The sequence below is a fragment of the Acinetobacter sp. YH12106 genome, assembly GCF_013418995.1.
Taxonomy (GTDB): Bacteria; Pseudomonadota; Gammaproteobacteria; order Pseudomonadales; family Moraxellaceae; genus Acinetobacter; species Acinetobacter pseudolwoffii.
The window spans coordinates 371,437-397,055 of record NZ_VPAV01000001.1 but is presented as its reverse complement, the minus strand read 5'-3'; the positions used below and the strand labels follow the sequence as shown (position 1 = coordinate 397,055).

26 protein-coding genes are annotated in these 25,619 nt (G+C 42.8%); 11 read left to right on the top strand and 15 right to left on the bottom strand.

What is annotated here, in order from left to right:
- Positions 1 to 347: 347 nt before the first annotated feature.
- Positions 348 to 578, bottom strand: coding sequence for a hypothetical protein (locus tag FTU45_RS02030; RefSeq protein WP_004280185.1), 231 nt, complete (start codon positions 576 to 578; stop codon positions 348 to 350).
- A 253-nt stretch (positions 579 to 831) separates the two neighbouring features.
- On the opposite strand from FTU45_RS02030, the gene FTU45_RS02025 reads away from it, so the two are divergent.
- Together FTU45_RS02025 and FTU45_RS02020 are read left to right on the top strand one after the other, a co-directional pair.
- Positions 832 to 1,305: a CinA family protein gene (locus FTU45_RS02025; protein ID WP_005171076.1), complete on the top strand. Its 474-nt coding sequence runs from the start codon at positions 832 to 834 to the stop codon at positions 1,303 to 1,305.
- Between the two features lie 98 nt (positions 1,306 to 1,403).
- Positions 1,404 to 2,024, top strand: coding sequence for an aminotransferase (locus FTU45_RS02020; RefSeq protein WP_220387178.1), 621 nt, complete (start codon positions 1,404 to 1,406; stop codon positions 2,022 to 2,024).
- Positions 2,025 to 2,076: 52 nt separating this feature from the next.
- Here FTU45_RS02020 and prpC read toward each other — a convergent pair whose 3' ends face one another.
- Together prpC and prpB are read right to left on the bottom strand one after the other, a co-directional pair.
- Positions 2,077 to 3,216 (bottom strand): 2-methylcitrate synthase, encoded by a 1,140-nt coding sequence (prpC, locus tag FTU45_RS02015; RefSeq protein WP_005096804.1) that lies wholly within the window; start codon positions 3,214 to 3,216, stop codon positions 2,077 to 2,079.
- A gap of 4 nt (positions 3,217 to 3,220) precedes the next feature.
- The gene (gene prpB / locus FTU45_RS02010; protein WP_005096803.1) at positions 3,221 to 4,105 is read right to left on the bottom strand and encodes a methylisocitrate lyase; all 885 of its coding nucleotides are present in this window, start codon (positions 4,103 to 4,105) and stop codon (positions 3,221 to 3,223) included.
- A 231-nt stretch (positions 4,106 to 4,336) separates the two neighbouring features.
- On the opposite strand from prpB, the gene FTU45_RS02005 reads away from it, so the two are divergent.
- The 3 genes from FTU45_RS02005 (at position 4,337) to FTU45_RS01995 (ending at position 6,595) form a co-directional block, all read left to right on the top strand.
- Positions 4,337 to 4,984, top strand: coding sequence for a TetR/AcrR family transcriptional regulator (locus tag FTU45_RS02005; RefSeq protein WP_180075818.1), 648 nt, complete (start codon positions 4,337 to 4,339; stop codon positions 4,982 to 4,984).
- 113 nt (positions 4,985 to 5,097) lie between these two features.
- The gene (gene argF / locus FTU45_RS02000; protein WP_005171086.1) at positions 5,098 to 6,018 is read left to right on the top strand and encodes an ornithine carbamoyltransferase; all 921 of its coding nucleotides are present in this window, start codon (positions 5,098 to 5,100) and stop codon (positions 6,016 to 6,018) included.
- Positions 6,019 to 6,121: 103 nt separating this feature from the next.
- Positions 6,122 to 6,595, top strand: coding sequence for a hypothetical protein (locus FTU45_RS01995; RefSeq protein ID WP_005171087.1), 474 nt, complete (start codon positions 6,122 to 6,124; stop codon positions 6,593 to 6,595).
- A gap of 104 nt (positions 6,596 to 6,699) precedes the next feature.
- On the opposite strand, the gene FTU45_RS01990 is transcribed toward FTU45_RS01995, so the two are convergent.
- The 7 genes from FTU45_RS01990 to rpiA all read right to left on the bottom strand — a co-directional run bounded on the left by FTU45_RS01990 (position 6,700) and on the right by rpiA (position 13,451).
- Positions 6,700 to 7,053: a YnfA family protein gene (locus FTU45_RS01990; RefSeq protein ID WP_005096798.1), complete on the bottom strand. Its 354-nt coding sequence runs from the start codon at positions 7,051 to 7,053 to the stop codon at positions 6,700 to 6,702.
- 96 nt (positions 7,054 to 7,149) lie between these two features.
- Complete coding sequence (clpA, locus tag FTU45_RS01985) at positions 7,150 to 9,426, bottom strand: ATP-dependent Clp protease ATP-binding subunit ClpA (RefSeq protein WP_005171089.1); 2,277 nt, start codon at positions 9,424 to 9,426, stop codon at positions 7,150 to 7,152.
- 9 nt (positions 9,427 to 9,435) lie between these two features.
- Complete coding sequence (clpS, locus tag FTU45_RS01980; protein ID WP_005171093.1) at positions 9,436 to 9,849, bottom strand: ATP-dependent Clp protease adapter ClpS; 414 nt, start codon at positions 9,847 to 9,849, stop codon at positions 9,436 to 9,438.
- Positions 9,850 to 9,867: 18 nt separating this feature from the next.
- Positions 9,868 to 10,617, bottom strand: a complete 750-nt coding sequence (locus FTU45_RS01975) for a DUF6776 family protein (RefSeq protein ID WP_180075817.1) — start codon at positions 10,615 to 10,617, stop codon at positions 9,868 to 9,870.
- Between the two features lie 77 nt (positions 10,618 to 10,694).
- Positions 10,695 to 11,750: an N-acetyl-gamma-glutamyl-phosphate reductase gene (gene argC, locus FTU45_RS01970; RefSeq protein ID WP_180075816.1), complete on the bottom strand. Its 1,056-nt coding sequence runs from the start codon at positions 11,748 to 11,750 to the stop codon at positions 10,695 to 10,697.
- 202 nt (positions 11,751 to 11,952) lie between these two features.
- Complete coding sequence (locus FTU45_RS01965) at positions 11,953 to 12,630, bottom strand: M48 family metallopeptidase (RefSeq protein ID WP_180075815.1); 678 nt, start codon at positions 12,628 to 12,630, stop codon at positions 11,953 to 11,955.
- 149 nt (positions 12,631 to 12,779) lie between these two features.
- Complete coding sequence (rpiA, locus tag FTU45_RS01960) at positions 12,780 to 13,451, bottom strand: ribose-5-phosphate isomerase RpiA (protein WP_005096791.1); 672 nt, start codon at positions 13,449 to 13,451, stop codon at positions 12,780 to 12,782.
- A gap of 104 nt (positions 13,452 to 13,555) precedes the next feature.
- On the opposite strand from rpiA, the gene ilvA reads away from it, so the two are divergent.
- The 3 genes from ilvA to FTU45_RS01945 all read left to right on the top strand — a co-directional run bounded on the left by ilvA (position 13,556) and on the right by FTU45_RS01945 (position 17,250).
- Positions 13,556 to 15,094 (top strand): threonine ammonia-lyase, biosynthetic, encoded by a 1,539-nt coding sequence (gene ilvA, locus FTU45_RS01955; protein WP_005171103.1) that lies wholly within the window; start codon positions 13,556 to 13,558, stop codon positions 15,092 to 15,094.
- Positions 15,095 to 15,256: 162 nt separating this feature from the next.
- The gene (locus FTU45_RS01950) at positions 15,257 to 15,913 is read left to right on the top strand and encodes a TrkA family potassium uptake protein (RefSeq protein WP_159515796.1); all 657 of its coding nucleotides are present in this window, start codon (positions 15,257 to 15,259) and stop codon (positions 15,911 to 15,913) included.
- Positions 15,910 to 17,250: a TrkH family potassium uptake protein gene (locus FTU45_RS01945; protein ID WP_180075814.1), complete on the top strand. Its 1,341-nt coding sequence runs from the start codon at positions 15,910 to 15,912 to the stop codon at positions 17,248 to 17,250. Before FTU45_RS01950 ends, FTU45_RS01945 begins: the two co-directional genes overlap by 4 nt.
- 71 nt (positions 17,251 to 17,321) lie before the next feature.
- Here the strand turns inward: FTU45_RS01945 and FTU45_RS01940 are convergent, their stop codons facing one another.
- The 3 genes from FTU45_RS01940 to FTU45_RS01930 all read right to left on the bottom strand — a co-directional run bounded on the left by FTU45_RS01940 (position 17,322) and on the right by FTU45_RS01930 (position 22,043).
- Positions 17,322 to 18,464 carry a phospholipase A gene (locus FTU45_RS01940; protein WP_100355013.1) on the bottom strand — a complete coding sequence of 381 codons (1,143 nt, stop codon included), beginning with the start codon at positions 18,462 to 18,464 and terminating at the stop codon, positions 17,322 to 17,324.
- A 21-nt stretch (positions 18,465 to 18,485) separates the two neighbouring features.
- The gene (locus tag FTU45_RS01935; protein ID WP_180075813.1) at positions 18,486 to 21,425 is read right to left on the bottom strand and encodes an insulinase family protein; all 2,940 of its coding nucleotides are present in this window, start codon (positions 21,423 to 21,425) and stop codon (positions 18,486 to 18,488) included.
- Positions 21,426 to 21,590: 165 nt separating this feature from the next.
- Complete coding sequence (locus FTU45_RS01930) at positions 21,591 to 22,043, bottom strand: GNAT family N-acetyltransferase (protein ID WP_005096782.1); 453 nt, start codon at positions 22,041 to 22,043, stop codon at positions 21,591 to 21,593.
- A 277-nt stretch (positions 22,044 to 22,320) separates the two neighbouring features.
- On the opposite strand from FTU45_RS01930, the gene FTU45_RS01925 reads away from it, so the two are divergent.
- The 3 genes from FTU45_RS01925 to FTU45_RS01915 are packed head-to-tail and all read left to right on the top strand — an operon-like array spanning position 22,321 to position 24,283.
- On the top strand, positions 22,321 to 23,325 hold the full coding sequence (locus tag FTU45_RS01925; RefSeq protein WP_180075812.1) for an adenosine kinase: 1,005 nt from the start codon (positions 22,321 to 22,323) through the stop codon (positions 23,323 to 23,325).
- A gap of 14 nt (positions 23,326 to 23,339) precedes the next feature.
- The gene (locus tag FTU45_RS01920) at positions 23,340 to 23,648 is read left to right on the top strand and encodes a Rieske (2Fe-2S) protein (protein WP_171304337.1); all 309 of its coding nucleotides are present in this window, start codon (positions 23,340 to 23,342) and stop codon (positions 23,646 to 23,648) included.
- Positions 23,649 to 23,668: 20 nt separating this feature from the next.
- Positions 23,669 to 24,283: an OB-fold-containig protein gene (locus FTU45_RS01915; RefSeq protein WP_005096777.1), complete on the top strand. Its 615-nt coding sequence runs from the start codon at positions 23,669 to 23,671 to the stop codon at positions 24,281 to 24,283.
- Positions 24,284 to 24,348: 65 nt separating this feature from the next.
- On the opposite strand, the gene FTU45_RS01910 is transcribed toward FTU45_RS01915, so the two are convergent.
- Both FTU45_RS01910 and FTU45_RS01905 read right to left on the bottom strand, forming a co-directional pair.
- Complete coding sequence (locus FTU45_RS01910) at positions 24,349 to 25,029, bottom strand: YidB family protein (RefSeq protein ID WP_180075811.1); 681 nt, start codon at positions 25,027 to 25,029, stop codon at positions 24,349 to 24,351.
- Between the two features lie 98 nt (positions 25,030 to 25,127).
- Positions 25,128 to 25,598, bottom strand: coding sequence for a DUF6231 family protein (locus FTU45_RS01905; protein ID WP_074382836.1), 471 nt, complete (start codon positions 25,596 to 25,598; stop codon positions 25,128 to 25,130).
- Between the last annotated feature and the right edge of the window lie 21 nt (positions 25,599 to 25,619).

Genomic DNA, 25,619 nt, shown 5'->3' with positions numbered 1-25,619 from the left:
ATAACAATATATTATCAAGTAAAATATATTAAAAACCTATGCTTATGATATTTATGCTTAAATTCAATAACTCAGTCTAAGCATTAATATTCTTCAAAATGGAATAAAACATGCAAAAGGTAATGTTCTAAACAGTTTTTTAATAAACCAACATACGATAAGCAACATTGAATCACGTATAACGACTAAGTTGTTTCCAATTTATCTTGATTTTAATAAAAGATATTTATCAATCAGACTGATATTAATTTTGGTAATTTTTTATTTTTAAAAAGCTTTTATTAACTTAATGTTAGCCAAATAATAAGCCTCTTAAAAAAAGAGGCTTATTCACTTTAAGGTTTATCTTAGATATTCACAACTTTAACAATAATCGTTTGGGTATCTTCCTGCTCTTCAGCCAGATGTAAACGTTTAAGCTCTTTGCTTTTTACTTTGAACTGTAAATTCTGATAAGAAATCGTGCTTGGAATCTGATCAAAATATTGACCATCAGCATCAATTTCTTCCTGAAATAATGGTGTACCCAATTGGTAGTCAAGACTTTTTAAGACTACATATTTTACTGTGGTTTTCATTCTAACGCCCTACTTTCACTAAGCACTTTATTTTTATTTTTACCACTGTTCAGCTTGAGAAGAAACCTCTATTTGAAAAAATAGTCTAAGCTTTAACCACTCAGGTTTTGTGATCAAATCAGTATCAAATTGTACTAATCCATGAAAAATTTTAACTTTCATAAAAATATAAATATACTCGGAGTTGAACGACAGAAAAAATCTGTCTAAATTAAGCTAAAACCACTCGGATCATAAAGAAAATATAGAGACTATGATAAAGACCTGTTGCAACTTACTCGAAGAGAAAAATATAAAAATTGCCTTTATTGAAAGTGCGAGCTCTGGATATCTATGTAGCCAGTTTTCCATCTGTAAAAGTGACGGCGCCGAAATTCTGGCTGGCGGATTGGTCTGCTACGATGTTGGTGTAAAAACTTCGGTATTAAACATTCCCCAGACTTTGATCAATAGTTACACTGCCGAATCCATGCCAGTTACTGTTGCCTTGGCAGAAGCGGGTAAAAAGATGTTCCGGGATGCAGACTGGATTATTGCCTGTACAGGTTTGCTTAAACCCGGTGGTAGTGCGACACCAGAGAAACCGGAAGGGACTTTTTTTGTAGCAATTAATGATGGTACTCAAGTGCATCAATTCCAGTATTATTTGAAAGGTACTCCACTCGAACGTCTGAATAAACTGTCTGCCGTGGTTGCACACGATATGATTAATCTACTCAATCATTAATCTAGTTTTATAATTACGCCGCAACAAGCTTCATTATTTCTACTGTATTTTAAGATAGATTAGCATGATCAAATGCTAATCTATTTTTTGCGGGTAGAATAACCATGAATATTAAAACTGCGCTGTTTCTGCTCCCTCTTGGCTTGCCCAGTCTGGCTTTTGCTACGGTCGGTGGCCCACAAAATATTGAAATTCTAGGCTATGAAGTCAAAGAGCAAAAGCTCTATGTCATGCGTCATTACCTTGATGGTCGTGGGCGCTTGCCACAGCTGTATTATTATAATTTTAAATCCGCAAAACCGAATCAGTTGATTCAGGTCAACTCCTTATATATCAATCCAAAAACCAAACGTATTGATTATGACCAAGACAGTCGCAAGTTTGATCAGGACATTGCCAAAATCAAAAAACGTTTAGTTCCACTGAGTCCGATTCAAAGTTCAAAGCCACAACTTAAAATTTTAAAAACCACAACAGGGACGGCAGCTGCCTGGTACGATCCACAAGAAAAAGTGCCAAAATGGACTTATCAATATCAAGTAAAATCTGGCTCACAAAAAAGTCCGACTCATCAAGCGGTCAGTTATCAGCAAGGTCTAAAAATTAGCCAGGCCTATAAAGTTCCTAAACAGAATAAAACGCTGGTGACAGTCAAGTATTTGGGGATTCCTTTTGAAACAGGCTATAGCATTGAAGATCCAGTCCTGTTAAGTCGATAAAAAATAAGGTCTCGATTGAGACCTTATTTTTTATTCAAGATATTAATAAATATTAAGCCGCTGTAGAACGCTCGGCGATCGGTACTACTTTACGCAGTTCAGGCCCAGTATAATCCGCGCTTGGACGGATAATACGGTTGTCTGCACGCTGTTCCATCACATGTGCTGCCCAACCTGTGACACGTGACATGACAAAAATCGGGGTAAACAGCTTGGTTGGAATGCCCATAAAGTGATAAGCCGAAGCATGGAAGAAATCGGCATTACAGAATAATTTCTTCTCACGCCACATCACTTCTTCGCAGCGCACTGAGACCGGATAAAGTACCGTATCACCGACATCTTTGGCTAAACGCTCAGACCAGATTTTGATGATGCCATTACGCGGATCATTGTCTTTATAAATCGCATGACCGAAGCCCATAATTTTTTCTTTACGTTCCAGCATGCCCAGCATTTCACGTTCAGCTTCTTCAGGCGAAGTCCAGTTTTCGATCATATCCATTGCAGCTTCGTTAGCACCGCCATGTAGAGGGCCACGCAAGGAACCGATTGCACCGGTAATACAAGAATGCATGTCAGATAAAGTCGATGCACATACACGCGCCGTAAAGGTCGAAGCATTAAATTCATGCTCTGCATATAGAATCAGAGAAACATTCATCACCTGTTCATGCAGTTCATTTGGCTTTTCGCCACGTAATAAATGCAGGAACTGTGCACCGATTGAATCATCATCCGTATTTTCTTCAATACGCACACCGTCATGGCTATAACGATACCAGTAACAGATAATTGCCGGTAAAGTGGCAAGAATACGGTCTGCAATATCCTGTTGCTGTTCAAAAGACAGTTCAGTTTCAAGATTGCCCAGCATCGACACGCCAGTACGCATCACATCCATCGGATGAGAATCGGCAGGAATACGCTCTAGCACTTCTTTTAAGGCTTGAGGTAGCGTGCGCAAAGATTTTAATTTGGCTTTATAGGCAACTAACTGCTCTGAAGTTGGCAGTTCGCCAAAGAAAATCAGATAAGCCACTTCTTCAAACTGGCAATGTTCAGCCAGATCCTGTACGTCATAACCGCGATAGGTCAGACCTGCGCCACTTTTGCCTACAGTTGAGAGTGAAGTTTTCCCTGCCACTTGTCCACGCAATCCTGCGCCGGTGAGTACTTTTCCTTCAGCCATTTTTTTAATTCTCCTGTTTAAACAGTTTATCTAATGTGTCTTCGAAGCTGTGATAATCTAAAAATTCGTAGAGTTCTTTGCGTTGCTGCATAATATCCAGCACATTCACCTGAGTGCCGTGTTCACGCACCGAACGCATCACTTCAAGGGCTGCCTTTTGCATGGCACGTGTCGCTGATAATGGATACAGCACCATGCCAATCCCCTGCTCTGCCAACTCATTTACCGTATAATACGGTGTATCACCAAATTCGGTAATATTTGCCAAGACTGGCACACCAACTGCATCGCATACGGTGCGATACATGGTGATATCGGTCATCGCTTCGGCAAAAATTGCATCTGCACCCGCTTCAACACAGGCACAAGCACGATCAATCACCGCTTGCAGGCCTTCTTTTTGTAGCGCATCGGTACGCGCCATGACCACAAAGTTTGCATCGGTTTTCGCATCGACCGCCGCTTTAATACGATCGACCATTTCCTGCTGTGACACAATTTCTTTATTTGGACGATGACCACAACGCTTTTGTGCCACCTGATCTTCAATATGCACTGCGGCTGCACCAGCTGCAATCATCTGTTTGATCGTGCGGGCAATATTTAATGCGCCGCCCCAACCGGTATCGATATCGACCAATAAAGGTGTATCAACACGTTCTGTAATCCTGCGTACATCTTCCAGAACATTATCCAGACTGGTCATGCCCAGGTCAGGCAAACCATAAGAATAATTCGCGACACCCGCACCTGATAAATAAATGGCTTTATAACCGACTTGTTTGGCCATCATGGCAGCATAGGCATTTACCGTACCCATAATTTGCAATGGTTTCTCGACTTCAAGTGCTTGTCTAAATCTTAGACCTGCAGACATTTGTTCTGTCATCTTCCTTTTCCACAGTCTTGGCTATAATTATTGAAACTCGAGTATACTCATTTGACTTGCTCATTCCACAATCTGATAGAACAAATACTCTAAAACTTTAGTCAAATTTTTAAGTTTTACTTTACCTAATCCGGCAAATACTGCGCTTATGCGGTGCAATTATGAAATATGTACATATATTTGCTATGATGGCATTTCAATCTTTATTGACATGTTGATGTATTATCTCCTATGCAAGACCTCGTCCTAGAACCGCTCGCCAAAGACCTGCCGCAGACCAAACGTGGTCATGAGCGCTGTATTGCGCTGCTGAACAGTGCAACCGAGCTGTTTCTGGAACGGGGTTATGATGCTGTGTCTCTCGATGATATTGTTCAGCATGCAGGTGGCTCCAAAGCCTCCATTTATAAGTACTTTGGCAATAAAGAAGGCTTGTTTAAGGCCATCTGTGATTATCGTCGTATCAAGTTTTTTGAAGATATCAGCATTCCGATCGAACTGATGGCACTGGATTTTCGTAGTTATCTGGTTCACACCTTGCTGAATTTTTATCATCAGATCATGCAACCTGAAAACTCAGCCTTTATGCGTCTGGTTCTGGAACAGAGTCAGCGTAATCCAGAACTGGCTCAGCATATTAATGAACATGGTCCTGTACATGTCCAGAGTGCGATTGCCACTGCTTTAGAACAGGCTGATGCACAAGGCTTATTGCATTGTGAAAATCCGCAATATTCGGCTCAGCTATATTTTGGTATTTTGCGTAATCTGGAATGGCGCATCCTGATGGGAATTTCCATACAAGAAGATGATCAGGAAATCGACAAATACATCAGTTATTGTGTGGATCGCTTTTTAGACGGTCATCAAAAAGTCTAGTTTTTTTGCATTTTTCATTGCTTATAGTATATTAGCCGATTCCGTATTTTTTCTTAAACTAACCAACAACTGATTGTTGATCGAGTTTTTCGGCAATTATTGTGGAGTAACGAATGGCTCTCCGTCACTTTCTCACCTTACGCGATTTATCAACTTTAGAACTTAACCAGATTTTGCAACGCGCAATTGAGCTTAAGCGCAAACAGCATAACAATGAAGTGTTCCAACCATTTGTTGGTAAAGTGATGGGCATGATTTTTGAGAAATCGAGTACCCGTACGCGTGTTTCGTTTGAAGCTGGCATGAGCCAATTTGGTGGTAGCGCAATTTTCCTGTCTTCTCGCGATACCCAGTTAGGCCGCGGTGAACCGATTGAAGATTCTGCACGCGTGATCTCAAGCATGCTAGATATCGTGATGATCCGTACTTTCGGTCATGATATCGTGGAACGTTTTGCATCTTACTCAAAAGTTCCTGTGATTAATGCTTTAACAGATGATCACCATCCTTGCCAGTTACTTGCTGACATGCAGACCTATGTAGAGCAACGCGGCTCAATCGAAGGTAAAACTGTTGCCTGGATCGGTGATGGCAACAACATGTGTAATTCATATATTGAAGCAGCACACATGTGGGGCTTTAATCTGAAAATTGCAGCGCCAAAAGGTTATGAACCACAAGAAAAATTCCTGTCTGAATTTGCGCATTGTGTTGAACTGGTCGATACCGCGGAAGATGCAGCCGTGAATGCTGACCTGATTGTGACTGACGTTTGGGCAAGCATGGGCCAGGAAGAAGAACAAAAAATCCGTGAGAAAGCCTTTGCAGACTATCAAGTGAATGAACGCCTGATGGATCTTGCGCATCCGGATTGTTTGTTTATGCACTGCTTACCTGCGCACCGCGGCGAAGAAATTTCAGAAAACTTGCTTGACCATAAAAATGCCGTGGTTTGGGATGAAGCTGAAAATCGCTTGCACGCACAAAAAGCCCTGGTTGAATTCCTGATTAATGAAAATCTGAAAAAAGACTAAATTAAAAGCTGAATCTTCACAAATTAAGCACCAATCTCTGGTGCTTTTTTTGTCTCAGCTCTTATAATCATGATTGAAATGGAATAAAAAGTGATGTTATACAATGCAAAATAAATATTGGGCCTTGGCACTATTGGCAGGTTTTAGCAGTGCCACCTTCTCCGTTCATGCTTCTGAATTTGACCAATATCTTCAAGAAAAAAATATTATTGACAGCAAATTTAAAATTCAGAAAAAAGCTGAACTGAATGAATTACTCGCGGTACTCAGTGCAGAAGATTCCAGAACTTTACCTTTACAGATCGATCAGAATACAATTATTGAACAATTACAGTTAAGTGCCAATAAAACCACATTGAAAGGTTTAATCACCACACCGGATTTTAGCCAATTTGAAAAAGATCTGGGCCGCAAAGAAGTGATGAAAATGATCCGTAATAATCTGCTCAATAATTGCGAGATTTTCTTTGAGCATCGCTATCAGATTGAAAACCCATACAAGGTCGAGCTCAGCCTGAGCTCGCAAACACAAACCTATAAAACTGATATTTCCCAGAAAGATTGCAAATTGAAATAGTCTAAAGAAATAAGATATTGGCTTTTATTCAGGATTAAAACATCAAGAAAACAAAGAGGTCGCTATAGCTGCCTCTTTTTGATGAGGTTTGCTGTTATATCCTGCTAACGCACCAAACCTTGCGGCTGTAGAATTATAATCAGTGCCCCCAGTATTACCACCATCCCGCCAAGCAAATCCCAACGTGACAGTGTGACTTGATCAACGAAGCGCAACCACATTAGCGCCGAAAAAATATAGATGCCACCATAAGCGGCATAAATCCGTCCAGAAGCAGCCGGATGCAAGGTGAGTAGCCAGACGAAAGCCGCCAAAGCCAGAGCTGTTGGAATCCACAACCAGTGACTTCTTCCCTGATTTAAAATCAGGTAGGGAAAATAACAGCCTAAAATTTCCATCAATGCCGTGACCAGAAACAGGCAAAAAGTGGTGAGCAGCTTGGTAATTTGAATATCCATGATTTGTCTTTTGAACTGTATGAATGAATGTGATGATTTAAAATATGAGTGCATGAAAAAACCCGTGCTTGCACGGGTTTTATTTTTTCATATTGATTAAGCAGGTTCAGCAGTCTGGTCTTCAAAGACTTCAAGTTTTAAGCCAACAGCTTTACCATTTTCTTTCTTCACCGACACTGCAACATTACCGCCATTTTCAGCCAGTTCACCAAACAGGATCATTTCTGCCAATGGTTTTTTCAGGTGTTCCTGAATCAGACGCTGCATTGGGCGTGCGCCCATTAAACGGTCATAGCCTTGCTCTGACATCCATTCACGCGCACTCTGATCCACTTCCAGCATGACTTTCTTATCATCAAGTTGCGCTTGAAGTTCGGTCAGGAATTTATCCACGACATTTTCAATGATGCTGCTTGGCAATGCCTTGAACTGAATCACGCCGTCAAGACGGTTACGGAATTCCGGAGAGAAGGCTTTCTTCATCGCTTCCTGGTTATCGTTGCTATTGTCCTGTTCCATAAAGCCAATGCTAATACGTGAAATACTTTCAGCACCAATATTGGTGGTGAGGACTAGGACAACATTACGGAAATCCGATTTACGTCCGTTATTGTCAGTCAAGGAACCATGATCCATAATCTGCAATAACAGGTTAAAGACATCTGGATGCGCTTTTTCGATCTCATCAAGCAATAGCACACAATGTGGATTTTTATGGATCGCATCAGTCAACAAACCACCCTGATCAAAACCGACATAGCCCGGAGGTGCACCGATTAAACGCGACACTGCGTGGCGTTCCATGTACTCGGACATATCAAAGCGAACCAGCTCTACGCCCATCTGCTTAGCCAGCTGCTTGGTCACTTCGGTTTTACCGACACCGGTTGGGCCAGCAAAAACAAAGCTGCCCACAGGTTTATCTGGAGATTTCAAACCGGCACGAGACAGTTTAATGGCAGACGCTAAAGCTTCGATCGCTTCATCCTGACCAAAGACCACCCGTTTCAGATCGCGCTCAAGATTTTCCAGTACGCTCTTGTCATCTTTAGAGACCGTTTTTGGTGGTATACGCGCAATTTTCGACACGATATCTTCGATGTTTTCTACCGTGATCAAACTGTCATCTTGTTCAGCTTTTAAACGGCGCTGCGCACCTGCTTCATCAATCACGTCAATGGCTTTATCTGGCAAGAAACGGTCATTGATGAACTTCGCAGAAAGTTCAACCGCAGATACCAATGCCTGATCGTCATATTGCACATGATGGAAATCTTCAAACTTCGATTTCAAGCCACGTAGGATATCAATGGTTTCAGAAATAGATGGCTCATTCACATCGATTTTCTGGAAACGGCGTGACAAAGCATGATCTTTTTCAAAGACCTGACGGTATTCCTGAAAAGTGGTTGAACCAATGCAACGTAAAGTGCCATTGGCCAATGCAGGCTTGATCAGATTCGATGCATCCATGGTGCTGCCCATACTGGAGCCTGCACCAATAATCATGTGAATTTCATCAATAAACAGCACAGCTTCAGGTTTCTTTTTCAGCGCATTTAAAAGCTGTTTCAAGCGTTTTTCAAAGTCACCACGGTATTTTGTTCCGGCAACCAATGCTCCAATATCCAGACTGAAAATTTCAGCATTTTCGAGTGGTTTTGGCGCTTTACCATTAACGATCAACCATGCCAAACCTTCTGCAATCGAGGTTTTACCGACCCCCGGATCACCGACAAGAAGTGGGTTATTTTTACGGCGGCGGCACAGAATTTGAGCGGCACGTTCAATTTCTTTTTCACGACCAATCAGTGGATCGGTCTTGCCCTTTTGCGCTTCGATATTGAGATTAGTCGTATACAGTTCAAGCGGACCTGAACTGGCTGAAGATGCAGACTCACCATCGAGGTCTTCAATTTCTTCTTCACCCTGTACTTCTTCTTTACGCGTACCATGAGACAGGTACTGAGTTAGCGTAAGGCGATTAATTTGATGACGTTTCAATAGATAGACGGCAAATGAGTCACGCTCAGAATACATCGCAACCAGAATATCAGCACCTTCTACAGTCCGATCACCACCGCTAGATTGCACGTGAAAAATCGCGCGCTGCAAGATCCGGTCAAAACTTTCTGTTGGGTGTGGTGCCTGATCACTATTTTCACCAAGCTTAGGGGTATGCTGTTCTACGTATTCTTCTAATTCCTTGCGCAACACGATAATGTCTGCGCCACATGCTTTAAGCGCATTTACGGCAGAGTCATTGTCAAGCAAGGCTAATAATAAATGTTCTACGGTCAGGAACTCATGTCTCTTTTGACGAGCCATGCTGACAGCCAAACGTAGTGATACTTCTAATTGACGACTGAGCATGTAACCCCCTTAATCTTTAGGCTCTATTTGGCAAAGTAATGGATGACCTTGTGATCGAGCATAATTATTGACTTGGTTCGCTTTGGTTTCCGCAATGTCTCGAGGATAGACCCCAGCTACACCCTTTCCTTCATAATGTACAGTTAGCATTACTTGTGTAGCTTGGTCAAGATTCATTGCAAAGTATTGTTGTAAAATTTCAATTACAAATTCCATCGGGGTATAGTCGTCGTTCATTAAAACGACAGCATATAAGGGCGGACGTTTCAGTTCTGGCGGTGCAGTCTGCACAGCAAGGTCAGAATCATCACCTTCCAGAGGTTCATTTGCTAAACGCGGGCTGATATGCCAATCAACAATTCCAGATTCATAAAAAGAATTTTTGATATCACTTAAACACATTTGACGTTTATTGCTTGGCATAAGATTTATATTTCACACTTAATTTGCATTTGCTTCGGTTTTCGGAATTTCTGACAAGGCGGCAGACTGATTTTCAACTGCTTTGCCCTGTTCCCAGCTAAAACGACGGATCACCGGTTTGGCACCGCTGAGACGTATCTCAATAAATTCTGGCTTAAAGCCTTTTGGCATGCTCCAGCGACCGGTTAAACGCTCATAATTTTCAAAATTAAAGTTTTTGTCTTCCAGTGGCACCACCAGAATTTCAGTCCCTTTAATCAAGCGTAATTCAATACTCCCGGAGGCACGCCTTTTGCCCGGACTAACTTGAACCAGATCAATCTGATATTCAAAGGCATTTTCAGGCAAAGGCTTAATCGACAGGTTTTGCACGGCCAAAGCCAAACCGCCACGCTGACGTAAGACCTCGCGATAAATGGTTCCGACACTTTCAGCCTGCACCTGTTCATCACGCGCCTTGGTCATGGCCAGATAGAGATCATTGGCATTACTCACCGCCAGATCACGCTCCTGAACCGCAGTATTCAGATTCTTATTTAATGTTTCCAGACTGGCTTTTTGTGTCTGTACCACATCGACCAGTTGCTCTGCATCTGCATCATAACCCGCCGCAGTCAAACCCTGACGGTGTCCTACGGTATATCCGAGCACACCACTGCTCAAGATCAATACAGCCGCACCAATGACCAAGGGCGTATTGCCTTTCATCAAAGATTTTTTTGCAGCTGGTTCCTGAGGAATGGTCGTATTTGACTCGTTATTCGGCATTTTGATCTCTTGTTTGCTTTATTCAAGACACACATTTAAATCCAAATCTAAATGTGTGTGAAGTTCTAATACGTTTCTTATGGTAATAAACCAATATTATTTAAGCCAGCATCTTCGGCAAATCCGAACATCAGGTTCATGTTTTGTACGGCCTGACCTGCTGCACCTTTCACCAAGTTATCCTGTACAACCAGGACTACCAGCTTGGTCGGTTGCGGCTTGTACAAGGCTATACGCAACTGATTGGCACCACGCACTGAACGGGTTTCTGGTGAGCTGCCTGCTGGCATGACATCGACAAAAGTTTCATTGGCATAGAACTGTTCATACAATGCCTGTAAATCTGCTGCTTGTCCTGCTTCAGTGAGATCGATGTAGATGGTCGACAACATACCACGGATCATTGGCACCAAATGCGGAACAAATAAAATGTGATCAAACACATCTTTTTGACCTGAGATATTTTCCAGAGCTTCGACAATTTCAGGATGATGGCGGTGACCTGCTACGCCATAGGCTTTAAAGTTATCGGCATTTTCAGTATAGATGCCGCCCAAGCTTGCTTTACGACCTGCACCCGACACACCTGATTTCGCATCAATAATAATGCTTTCAGGTTTCACTAATGCGTCACTTGATGTTAATACTGGCGCCAGACCCAACTGAACCGTGGTTGGATAACAACCCGGGTTTCCAACTACATTGGCCTGTTTAATTTGTTCACGATTCAATTCAGATAAACCGTAAACAGAGTCTTTTAACAGTTCTGGACAAGCATGTTGCATGCCATACCATTTTTCAAACTGTTGCAGATCTTGTAAACGGAAATCTGCAGCCAGGTCAATGACTTTGGTCTTTGCAGCCACAAGCGCTTCGGCATGTTTCATGGCAACACCATGCGGCGTTGCAAAAAACACGATATCACATTTTTTAAGTTCATCGATATTTAAATCTGAATATTGAAGATCGGTATGTCCGCGTAAACTTGGGAACATGTCATCTACACGGCGACCATTTTCGGTACGTGATGTTAGTACATTCACCTGTACATTTGGGTGTCGTAGTAAAAGACGCAACAATTCAACGCCTGTATAACCTGTACCACCGACAATACCAACAGTAATCACGATCACTACCTCAAATCAAAGTTTCCATTTCGTAACTGCGTAGTATGACAGGAAGTTGAGGTTTTCTAAACTGTTTCAGCGGGGATTACTGGTTTTTTATAAGTACTGAACACAATTTCAAAATTAAAGAGAGATGGAAAAGTAATATCTATATTGCTTAGGCTATTTTAAGCCTTTATTTCCCTCTCATTCTCTATTCAGTTCAATTTTAAGCTTCCCACCAATATGGCAACGGCGTATTTTTTAGCATTTTCCGATGCTGTTGAAAATTTGTATCATGTTTCTGAACTTCCGCCCAAAAAAGTGAACTATGATCAAAATATTGGGTATGTGCCAGTTCATGTACCGCGACATAACGGGTAATTTCTTCGGGAAATAGCACCAAAGCACTATTCAGCATAATGTCATGCTGAGCAGAACAACTGCCCCAGCGGGTTTTGGGTTGGCGAATATTGCACTTTTTAAAAGGCAGATTGCATTGCTGTGAGACAAGATTTAAATATAGGGGAAGCTGTTCTTTGGCATAGCTGATGACAAAAGCTGTTAAATATTCTTCAGGATGTCGATCACTGACACAGAGCTGTAACTTCTCAGAATCGAAAACAAAGTTATGTTTCTGGCTTTGATAATGAATCTGAACTGGTACGTTTAAATTAAACAGCTGCAGCTCAGTTGGTAGCGTTCGGTCTATTTTTTGGAATTTTTCCTGCTGCGATTGCCAGGTTTTAATCAGCCATTGTTCTGATTGTTTTAAAAATTCTTGAACTTGGCGCTGTGTGCAAAACTGCGGCACAGTTAATTTAATTTGCGTTGGCTCTACACGCAGTCTCAAGCGTGTTGCGCGTAATTTTCGAGTAATTTGGATTTCAGGGAGGTTTGGGGTCATATTTTATTGATTTTATTTTTAATCCTCCCTAACCCTCCTTTTTCAAAGAGGGGCTTTTAAAAGTCTCCCTTCTTGCACTTGTTCTAAAGCAGTGCTTTAAAACTTCGCTCAGGGAGATTTAGGGGAATTTAATTTATAAAATTAAAGGATTAAACCGCAGTACGTTCTTCAATACCGTCATTGGTTGCCACAATTGCGATGTCCGCTTTATTAATCGCAAAAATTCCGTTACAGACCACGCCAGGAATGTTGTTGAGCGTTTTTTCAAGCTCAAGTGCATTTAAGATATTCAGATTATGCACATCTAAAATCACATTACCATTGTCAGTCACGACACCTTCACGATATGCAGGATCACCGCCCAAAGAGACAATTTTACGTGCAACCGCAGAACGTGCCATAGGAATCACTTCAACTGGCAGCGGGAAATCGTGTCCCAATTGTCCGACCCATTTTGAATCATCGACAATACACACAAATTTTTTCGCAATCGATGCCACAATTTTTTCACGTGTCAGTGCTGCACCACCACCTTTGATCATATGTAAATGACGATCAATTTCATCTGCGCCGTCGACATAAGCATCTAGTCCGCCGACAGAGTTCATATCGACCACTTCAATGCCTAACTTCTTAAGACGTTGCGCCGTTGCTTCAGAACTTGCCACAGCCGCTTCTAACTGAAGTTCTGGCAATAAATCGATTAAAAAGTTAACCGTACTTCCGGTACCTACGCCTAAAATGCCGCCTTTTGGTAAGTGTTTCAGAGCAGCACGGGCCGCTGCTTGTTTTTTCTCATCTTGGGTTGCATATAGACTCATGGCTTCACTCAACTATTTTGGACTTTTGCAGTATTTTCGAACCGCAAAGCCGTATGGTTTGTTACAATAAGCGCCTATTTTAAACTGTTAGATGGAAAATTAACATGCTGTCTCGTTTGGTTCGACAAATATTACAAGCAACGGTCTACGATGTTGCAATCGAAACTCCACTCGAAGCAGCACCACGAATTAGCGAACGACTCAATAATAACATCCGCTTTAAACGTGAAGATTTACAACCGGTTTTTTCATTCAAGCTACGCGGTGCCTATAACCGCATTAGTCAATTGCCGAAATCTCAACTGGAACGTGGTGTCATCACAGCTTCAGCAGGCAACCATGCGCAAGGCGTGGCATTATCAGGTAAAAAATTGGGTATTCGCGCCATTATCGTAATGCCAAAAACAACACCAGATATTAAAGTCCAAGCGGTAAAACGCCTTGGGGGTGAAGTTGTTTTACATGGTGACTCATTCGACGTTGCCAACAAATATGCAATTCAACGTGCTCAAGAAGATGGCATGACTTTTATTCCGCCTTATGATGATGAGCTGGTGATGGCGGGTCAAGGTACCATTGCCAATGAAATCTTGCGTCAATGGCGCGATGTTGATTATGTATTTGTAGCGGTAGGTGGCGGTGGCCTGATCGCAGGTGTGGCAGCCTACCTGGGTGATGTTGCCCCGCATGTCAAAGTCATTCCGGTGGAGTATGACGAATCGGCATGCTTAAAAGCAGCTTTAGAGGCCAATGAACGTGTCATTTTACCTTCTGTGGGTTTATTCGCTGACGGTACAGCCGTCGCACAAATTGGTGAAAAACCATTTGAAGTGATTCGCCTGCAAAAGTCAGATAATTCTGGCCCGATCGTAGAACCACATGTGGTACTGGTCAATACCGACGAAATTTGTGCAGCCATTAAAGATACTTATGACGAATGCCGCAGCATTGTCGAACCCTCAGGTGCTATGGCATTGGCCGGCATTAAAAAATATGTCGAAGAACATAAAATCGAAGGCAAAAATATGGTGTCGATTGTATGCGGTGCCAATATGAACTTCGACCGTTTGCGTTATATCGCCGAACGTACCGAACTCGGTGAACGTAAAGAAGCGATTTTTGCCGTGACGATTCCAGAACAGAAAGGTTCATTCCTCAACTTCTGTCGCGCTTTGCAAGGTCGCAATATTACCGAATTTAATTACCGTGCCAGTGATGTCTCTGCTGCTCAAGTATTTGTTGGGATCAGCTTAAAAAATGGTGAAAAAGAACGTCAGGAAATTTATGAAACGCTAAAATTCCAGTATGACGTCGATGACCTGTCTGATGATGAAGTGGCAAAACTGCATATTCGTTACCTGATTGGTGGTCATGCCGATATTGAAAATGAACGCCTGTTCCGGGTGGAATTTCCAGAACGTCCTGGTGCTTTATTAATGTTCCTGGAACGTCTTGGCCCAACGCATAACATTACCCTGTTCCATTACCGTAACCACGGCGCTGCGGAAGGGCGTGTTCTGGTGGGTCTGGAGGCGACCGATGCGCAGCAGAATCCGGATGGCTTGATTGAAACCCTTGAAACCATTACCTATCCATATCAGGAAATTACCAATAATCTGGGCTATCAGCGCTTCCTGAAGTAATTGTTAAAATATAGACCGCCTTTCGAGGCGGTTTTTTATGTGCAACTCAAAATCATGATCATACTATTTATCTCGGCATAGCTTGCTGAATAGCAGCGCAATTTTTACGAAATTCTCTTACACTAAAATTGAGATGTAATAAAAATAGTTAGGACAATATTCATGGCATTATTTGCAGTGATTGGGCTGGGTAGTTTTGGTGCGACTGTGGCCACGCAACTGATCAGTCTGAATCATGAAGTGATCGGAATCGATCTGAATAAAAAATATGTAGAAAATATTTCTGATCAACTGACCCATGCTGTAATTGCCGATGCAACCGATGAGCATGTGCTGGATGAACTGAATGTACAGCGTTGTGATGCCGTAGTCGTGGCGATCGGAGAAGATATTGAAGCCAGTATTTTGTGTGTATTGCACCTGAAAAATATGGGCGTCAAAAAAATCTGGGTAAAAGCCAAATCCAAATCTCATCACATGATTCTGACCCATCTCAATGTCGAGAAAATCATTCATCCTGAAGAAGATATGGGCGTGCGTGTGGCTCAGTCTTTAAGCTACCCAATGGTCAGTCGTTATATGGCACTGGAAGATGATCATTATATTGTCAAAATTCAGATTCATGCCGATCATCATGCTACGCCGCTCAACCAGCTGATGAAGCACGCCCCTGAAATCACCACCTTATTACATAAGCGCGGATCAGTGGTGCAATACCAGGTCGCATCCGACCTGATTCTGCAGGAAGGCGATATTCTTGTGGTTGAAGGATTACTGGAGCCTTTACGCCATCTCGCCAGATATTTTAAAGCGCTATGAGAAGTTCTGACTTAAAGCAACATAGAACCATTAATCTCAGCCCGCCGAGTTTATTGGCCTTGGGTTTTCTCGGATTAATCCTGATCGGTTCACTGCTACTGATGTTACCTATTGCCCATCAGGGTGATATCAGCTGGTTGCAAGCCATTTTCACGGCTACTTCTGCGGTGACCATTACCGGACTGTCCGTAGTGAATGTCGGTGAAGCCTATACGGTATTTGGCCAGGTTGTCATTATGTTTCTGCTGCAATGCGGTGGATTGGGTTTTATGACTTTTGCCATTCTGGCAGTGATGAGTCTGGCACCCAAGATGGGGCTCAAACAGCAAGTCATGGCACAGGAATCGATTGGCCAGACCAGCCTGAAAAAAGTCAGTTTTACCATTAAAGCGGTATTTTTATATTCCCTGTTTTTTGAAGCTATCGGTACGCTGATTCTGACCTTGTCCTGGCTCAGGGAATATCCGTTCAGTGAAGCGCTCTTTTATGCTGCCTTTTATAGTGTGTCAGCGTTCAATAATGGTGGATTTTCACTTTTTCCCAATAGCTTGATGAGCTTTTCAGGGCAGTATCTGATCACCTTTACTATCAGTATGCTGTATATCATTGGTGGTATCGGCTTTCTGGTGCTGATGGATGTCAAGCAACATAGACGCTGGCGCAAGTTAAGTACCAATAGCAAGCTCATTCTTTCGACGATTCTGGGGCTCAATCTGAGTGCGTTTATTGTACTATGGCTACTCGAAGCCTCTAATCCGCAAACTCTGGGCCTGATGAGTCTAAGCGATCAAGCCGTAAATGCCTGGTTCCATGCCACTGTTCCCCGCTCTTCAGGCTTTAATAGCTTACCGATGGAGCAAATGAGTGATGCATCGACCCTCGTCACCATGTTTCTGATGTTTATTGGCGGCGGCTCCTTAAGTACGGCGGGCGGAATTAAAGTCGGCACGTTTATTATTGTATTGATTAGCGTGATCAGTTTTTTAAGACGCGAAGATGAAATCCGTCTGTTTAATCATTCTATTCCCGAAAAAACCACGTTTAAGGCACTGGCCGTGGTCTGTATTACAGCGGCCTTAATTGTGATGGGCTTTATGAGTTTATTAATTCTGGAACCTGAACATGACTTTCTCGATCTGTTGTTTGAAGCCGTGTCAGCAGCCTGCACGGTCGGCTTGACCCGAGGAATAACCGAAGAGCTGCAACCTGCCAGTTTGATTATTTTGATGCTGTTAATGTTTGCAGGGCGTTTAGGGCCACTGACTTTAGCTTATTTCATTGCTACCCCGAAAAAGAGCCGAATCAAACATCCGCCTTCAGAAATCCAGATTGGTTAAACCACCCAATAAAAAACCATGCCACAGCATGGTTTTTTTATATTAATTCTAAAATGATGAAGCCTGGAAACTTAGAACCAGTTCATTAAGGAAACACCCAAGCCCACATAAGTGGCACGATGGTTATAATCAATCAGACTTTCGCCATAGCCATCAAAAAGCTGGAATTGACCACGTAAACGGCCACTGATCGGGAATGACCAGTCGAACTGGACTGCACCACGATTGTCATCTCCGCCTTTTAAGGTATGACGCAGCATTAAAGAAAAATCATGCTCGTTATGACGATAAAAAGCCGTCATGTCGCCGCGTCCAATATAGTTCTTGATCTCGGGATTGTTATCGTCGTCACGATTCTCTTCAAAGCGATACCAAGGGCGAACCATCAGGGCAAAATTGTCTTTTTCAAAGCCCAGATTCAGCATGACGCGGTTCCAGCTACGCGACAACGGGTCAGAACGGCCATTGGACTGATGATTAATGGTTAGTCCCAACATACGCCAGTTAAGACCAAAAAGGTCATAATTGGTACGCAAAACAAAACTTGCTTCGGGCTCATAATTGGTTTCACGAAACGGACGTGACTCTTCCGAGTTATAGACCTGCCAACGTGAAGACTGAGTATAACCGAGCCAGAGATCCCCATTATTCCCCAGAATATTTTCAACCGCCTTGGTCTTTAAAGACAGTTGAAACTTAGCTTCAGTCGAGGTGAGATTCTGTTTCTCTGTCTCTATATTGTTGGGATTTTCACTCTCGGGTAATTCATTTTTCTTTGAAGTCCAAAAACCGGGCATCAGGTAAATTGGCTGATAAGAACGGATGTTCCAGGTACCCAGTTTACTTTCCGGAGACAATTCCCAGCGACTATCCAGCAAAGACAGATTTGGTGTCAGCTTTGATCCTTCAGAAGCATAAATATTAGAAACGGTTTGTCCCATTCTGGCTTTTAAATTATCAGGTTCAGGCGCAATTTCTACTGCTGCACGACGTTCAGAAACGATCACCGGCTTATCGATAATCGCTATTTTAAACAAGCTATCATAACAGGCCAGACGTTCTGCACTGATTTCCAGTGCTGCACAGGCTTCAGCCGTTGCCGGCATGGGACTATTCACCACTATTTTTTCTTCCGCATTCACTTGCGTCCCAACTGTACAGCCCAGCACAACGCTCAGCTGCAGAGTTGAGCGCCTAAACGAATTAAGCGCCATCCCTTATCCTCATTTTTTTATTTATAGAACTTGTTGAATTACAAAACCAAGCTGCTCCAGCGTTTCACGTTTTGCCACTGGCGCCACGACTGCCTTAGTAGCCTGCTGCTCAAGCAGATAAGTTTGTGCAACACGCTTTAAATCATCCAGTGTGACATTTAACAGACGCTCACGTAATTTCTTACGGAATGCTGGTGTACGCTGATGCAGATAGGCATAACATGCAGTGATTGCCTCGCCCGCTGGTGAACCCGGTTTATCCATACTGGCAATCAGACCCAGAATCGCTTCTTCCAGTTGATGCGGCTGTTGCGGCGCATTGAGTAACCACTGAATACTGGCATCAAAGTCCTGAAAGGTTTCTGCCAGACGCGGGTCACGGTAGCTGTAGAAACGGAATGAACAGGCATTGCCGTCATAGCTGGCACCACCGCCATAAGCACCACCTTTTTCACGGATTGCACTGTGCAGGAAGCCATTACGTAAATAACCCGCCAGCACCATCAAGGCAGCAGCATCAGGATGCGCCACTTCGACCGCCGGATAAGCAGCCGCGCAGAACTGGACATTGGCCTGAATTAACCAGGCTTCATGCTGATCATGCGTCACTTTTTCGATTTGAGTCAGTGCAACCGGTGCAGGATCAACCGCCAGTTTGTCCCAGACATTCTGGATTTCTTCAATCAAGCTATCAGATTGCGGCTCTTCACACACCAGCAGGAACTGCTTCGGGGCTTGCAACAAGACACGATGAATTCGTTTTAACTCGTCAATCAGCAGATCATATTCAGCCGGATCTTTTTCAATTTTAGAGACCAGCTCGATCAGCCAGTTTAATGCACCCAGACCAGTATTGTGATAATCACGCAATGCCAAGGCACTGTGCTGACGAGATGCAGATTGCATCGCATAGCTATGCCCCGAACCGGAAACACGTGACTGCCAACGTGTTTTACGCTGTTGTAACAGTTCAATAATACGGTCTTTTTCATCAAAACGTAGCTGTTCAAAACCGATTTTCAACAGACGAATGGCATCTAAATGATTCACCAGTGATTTGGTGGTCAGCGTCAGCCAAGCCGTGATCTTGTTTTTGTCATCGACTTTAGAGCGCAGCGATGCGCCCATACCCAGACCGCCACTTACTGCAGTTTGCAGTTGCTGGAATTCCAGATAATCATATTCACCCGCACCGACTTCGCCCATCAGGATCGAAAGCAGGTTGAAGTATGGCGACTGCACCACTTCATCCGGAATATTCACTAAAACCTGTTGATAATAAATACCATTGGTACCGGCATGATACAGGTTCAACGGCGTATCGACCTGATTACAGATAATCTCGCGTAACTGGCCCTGAACAATCTGTAATTCCGCAGGTACATCTTCCAGACCGACTTTTGGCAATAAATTCAAGTCATCCGGTGTATCCTGACGCACATTCAATGCTTCAGTCTGGGCAATAATGTCTGCTTTCTGCTCTTCGGTCAGATTCTTGCCAATTTCAGCCAGACGGGCTTTTTCATCGGCCGCTTCTTTGGCAGATTTGGTCGCATCCGGAACCAGGGTCAGTTGTACACGATGCGGATTATCCAGCAGATGCTCTTGAATCAGGTTGGATAACCACATTGGATCTTGCAGTTCTTCTTTCACCGCAGCAATCGCGGAATCCACATCCCAGACTTCCACCGGATCACGGTGATGAATCGCACTGCCCAAACCGCTCAGAATCAGGCTCAGACCATAAGGCGTGCCATCCCCATTGATTTCACGCTGATGCAATTCAATTTGATGCAAAATTGCATCGACCATGTTCTGATCGACCGGTTTAGAGGCGACATCTTCTAAAACTTTAAACACGCCATTTTTAAATTCTTCCGCATGTTCAGGATTTGAACCCTGTACCGCACAGTAGAAGGTCATTTCAAAATTAGAATCATCCACACCCATAAATGGACCACTAGACTGTGCATAATCACAGGTTTCCAGATAATGACGCAGTGGTGATGCTGAATCTTCCAGCAAAATCCCTTCGACTAAACGCATACCCAAACGCAGTTTAATATCGCTGGCTTCTGGCAATAACCATGACAGCACATGATAGGTTTTGTCCTGCAAATCTTCAGCATCGACCGCATAGCTGTCTGTCACAGTCAATGGTGCAGTCAAACGGGTTTCAGGCGTTGGATATAAGGTCTGACCTTGCTCAAATTTGGACAATGCCAGTTTTTCAAACTGTTCTTGCAGTTCAAATGCAGATTGATTACCAAAAGTCATGAAGACTGCATTACTTGGATGATAATGTGACTTATAGAAATCGACTAACTCTTGGTAAGTTAAGTCAGGAATATCTTTTGGATCACCGCCAGAATTATAATGATAAGTGGTATGCGGATATAAATGATGCGCCAGCGTATGATAAAGCTGGTCTGAAGGCGAACTCATCGCCCCTTTCATTTCATTAAAGACCACGCCTTTATAGACTGGCTCGCCATTTTCCAGTTCAATGCGAATGCCTTCCTGAGCAAAATCCAGTGGATTCAGGTTCGCAGCAAATGCCGCGTCCATATACACTTCAAGCAGGTTTTGAAAATCTTTGCTGTTTTGCGTTGCAAATGGATAAGCCGTCCAGTCTGCCGCAGTAAAAGCATTCATGAAGGTGTTCAATGAACGGCGGATCATCAGGAAGAATGGATCGCGCACCGGGAACTTTTCTGAACCACAAAGTGCCGTATGTTCCAGAATATGTGCTTCGCCTTTAGAATCCATCGGCTGGGTACGAAACGCCACCAGAAAGACATTTTCATCGTGATTGGTCGCCAGGTGATAATGTGTGGCACCAGTCACTTTATGTTTATATTCAGACACAAAAATGTCTAAAGCTTCAACATGTTGTTGACGTAACAACTGAAACGCAGGATGTACAGTTTGAGAAATGGTTTCAGTGACATCTACAGTCATGCGATCTCCTAATGCTTTAATTAAAATAACTAAGGACATTATAGCTTTAGTTATCTGAATTATTCACGTTGAAAACCGAGGATTTTGATCGAATTAAGTAAACTTGATCATTTGAAAATTAAATCATCAAATTTACTGGCTAAGTCTGGCTCAACAGCCGCAAGATCACGAAATCAAATATTTGAAGTAGTTATAACTTGGATTATTTTCCACAAATACATAATTCTGTTTTTGATAGAAGCTGGCAGCCAGTCGGGTATCTGTTTGCAGACATAAGGCCGAATAATGCGGAGCTGCCAACTGTTCCAGATAAGCCAGAAGCTGTTTACCGACCCCATGCAGCCGATATTTTGGATGGACATAAAAACGGCGCACACGACCAATCCGCTCTTCAATGCCATTATCGCCCCATTGCTGGTTTAGGCCACCACAGGCAATCAGTTTTTTGCCATCATGCGCGACCAGTAAATGTTCATTGGCTTGAGCAAAGCAGTTTTTACCGGTGCGATATTCTTCAATTAACTTATCCAACACATCTAAGCCTTCTTTACGCGCAAGGGTCGCTAGCGTTTCGACTTGGTCAGGAAGTTGTTCAACTTTTACAATTTTAATATCCATATACGCACACTATTTGAAATGATTGTGAAGAATGATCTTCGCAGAACGACTTTAAAGTATCATGTCGAACGCGATATATCCTTATAAATAAAATTTGATGCTTAAATCAATGCTACAGCAACGTAGTGCATAAAAATAAGTCAAATCTTAGACCAAAGATAGTCACTGAATAAAATACAGCATTTTTGGAAAATATTTGAAAATGATTCAGCAAACTACAGCAATCCCAAGCAATCGTGTAAACTTGGCACTTTCATTTTTAATGTGATATTTGAACATGGCAAATGTTGATCTTTTTGCAATTGGTAATGCGCTGATTGACCAAGAATTTAAAGTGTCTGACGACTTTTTAACTGCACATCACTTGCAAAAAGGCACCATGCAGCTGACAGATGGTGATACTCAGGCCAGACTTTATCAAAATCTTCAAGCGACTCAAGTTTATAAGGGTCAGGCTTCAGGCGGTTCAGCAGCCAACACTACCGTGGCATTTTCTGCACTTGGCGGTTCTGCATTTTATGGTTGCCGTGTTGGTAATGATGAACTGGGGCAAATCTATCTGAAAGGTTTAAATGATGCAGGCATTCAGACCACAATCCAGTCGATCAGCGAAGGTGTAACGGGAACTTGTATGGTTCTGGTGAGTCCTGATTCTGAACGTACCATGCATACTTATCTAGGTATTACTGCTGAACTCACGGATCAACAAATTGATTTTAGTGCGCTAAATACTGCGAAATGGCTATATATCGAAGGTTATTTATCGACTTCTGAAACAGCACGCCATGCCGTCAAACAGGCACGTGCAATTGCCCGCGCTAACGGAGTTAAAATTGCTTTAACTTTATCGGATCCTGCCATGGTGCAATATGCGCGTGCCGGTCTGGATGAAATGATTGCAGAAGGTGTCGACCTGTTGCTGTGTAACCAGCAAGAAGCCCTGATGTATACAGAGACCGATAATATTGACGCGGCTCTAGTTAAATTAAAAACACTCAGTCAACACGTTGTCATTACATTGTCAGCCGAGGGTGCACTTATTTCGGATCACGACAATACATTTAAAGTGCCTGGCCGCAAAGTTACTGCAGTAGATGCGAATGGTGCCGGTGATGCATTTGCCGGGGCTTTCCTGTATGCCTTGAATGCCAACCTAGGTCTTAAAACTGCGGCTGAACTGGCGATTTTAATTTCCAGTCAGGTGGTTTCGCAATTTGGCCCACGTTTAGCGATTGAAGACTATACGGCATTATTACAAGACTTTCAGAAGGAATGTGCTTAATGTTTAAAATTTGTATGACCGAAGATATTCCAGAGCGTGAAGCCCGAGCTTTTGAACTGGAGAATGGGGATATTATTTTTATTACCCAGCGCGATGGAGCCTTTTATGCCTATCAAAACCTGTGTCCGCATTTGCAAGTCGAGCTGGAATTTCTGGAAAACCAGTTTTTGGATCGTGATCAGGAATTTATTGAATGTTCAACGCATGGTGCACTGTTTTTGGTAGAAAGCGGTGAATGTATTTCCGGGCCTTGCCAAGGTCAGTCACTTGAAAAAGTAGAAATTACCGTGCATTCTGATGGTGGAATTTACCTCACAGAATAAGACCTAAAACGGACTTCACCATGCCTGCATTTTTTCTAGACTATAATCTGATGCCTTTTCATCTCAGTTTATTGGCGATTATTTTGTTTGGCGTGGTGAAAACCATTGGTTTCTATTTTGGACTCAGATCCAGCAAATTTTTGCAAAAAATTTCACCTTATAATTTTCAACAATTAGACCTGTTGAATGTCAAATTCTCCAAAACTCTAATTGTATTTTTCTTTCTGATGAATTTCAGCTTTGCTGGCTATGTTTTACAATTCCTGATCTATTCTCAGGAGTTTGAGTTTCTGCCGGCTTATTATCTGATTATTCCGGCTTTAATTATTGCCACTTTTTTTACGATTTTCATGATTCATTGTCTGGATCAGGTCATTCCACCCAAATATAAAAAGAATAATGTCAATTTGCTCGGCCGTCTGGCAACGATTTCAAGTGGCAATGCCCGCCCTGGATTTTCTGCTCAAGCGCGGGTTCGAGATGAATATGGGCAACTGCATTATGTACAGGTAGAGCCAGAGTTTGGTGAACTGGGTTTTCAATCGCAAATTATTTTAATTCGTACCCGAAAATCTCATTATATTGCCAAAAAAATCTGTGACTCTAACCAGCTGTTTAGCCTGAACCTAGATTAGCGATTTTAAAGTCTGCATAGCATTAAAAAATCCCGACTCAAATCGGGATTTTTACATGATGGAATTTATTTTTTGAGAAGCCCTGAGACCATATTCAAGACATTTTGAATATCATTATTGGCTTCCTGCTTACTGGTCTGTTCACCCTGTGGCGTAAGTGAGTCAATAATCTGCGGCAAGACTTGTGAAATTGCACTATACACATCCTGTTTAGGCGCATGAGTTTGCTGTGCAACTTCTTCAATTTCCTGATCATCAAACAGATTTTGTACCTGCTGCGGATCGACATTGGCATTTTCACCCGGGCCAGTCGACACCCAGTCATCAACCTGACTATTCAACCCCTGTCCTTTAAGCTTATCCAATGCACCCTGTAAACCACCCTGTTTTTGAATCCAGGCCAGTACCAGAGGTAGCACAGCAATCAATAAGGTTTTGCCAGTCGAACCTCCTCCCAATCCTGAACGGGGTTGAGCAGTACTTTGACGATTTGCACCACCTAACTGACTGAGAACTGAACCTAAAATTGCACCCAAACCATTTTGTCGGGTCTGCTGGCCGGCTTGATTCTGCTGATTCTGCTTGTGTTGACTCTGATCTTGTTGAGTCTGAGATTTATTCAAATGACCCAATACCGATCCCAGGATATCTGCCAGACCACCCTGCTGTGAAGATCGCTTTTGAGACTGCCCGCCACCCAATGCCTGCTTGGCCAATATTTCCACGATATTACTCAGATTCGTCATGCTCTATATCCTGTATGCATCATAGTTACAGAATACGGTCTGTTCTCATATTGTCTAGGCAGGATTGTGTTAATATTTGCAATTAAGCAGGCACAGGCTTACCAGCGAAATTTATCCCAGTTTTCCGGATTGGCCCAGAACTTGGAGTTAAACCAGTCGGGCACATGCTTATAGGTTAAAATATTAAACTGCCACAGCGCAAAATCCGCTCCGTGCGTGGTCTTGTCAATCAGCTGGGTAAACCCCAAAGCTCTCAATAGTTTTTCATCTTGCAGCCGACTGATCACCACCAGACGTTTAGCAAATAAATCACGCAATTTCACCAAGATTTGACTCATGATCTGTTCAGACAAGTTTTCGGTTTCTATCGTATCCAGCATTACCACAGCCAGGTCATAACGCTGCTGAAAAGGCAGATTTAAAAAGCCAGATACGCTAAAATAGTGCCATTGAATAGATGGCTGAAACTGGACTTGCCTTAAGTCCTGCCCAATACAAATAGCAGTATGAATTGGCTGTTCCTGTGCGAAATCGTCTAGCATTGAAGTAATGACATTCTGCTCAGCCATAACTGCATCCTTATGATTTAA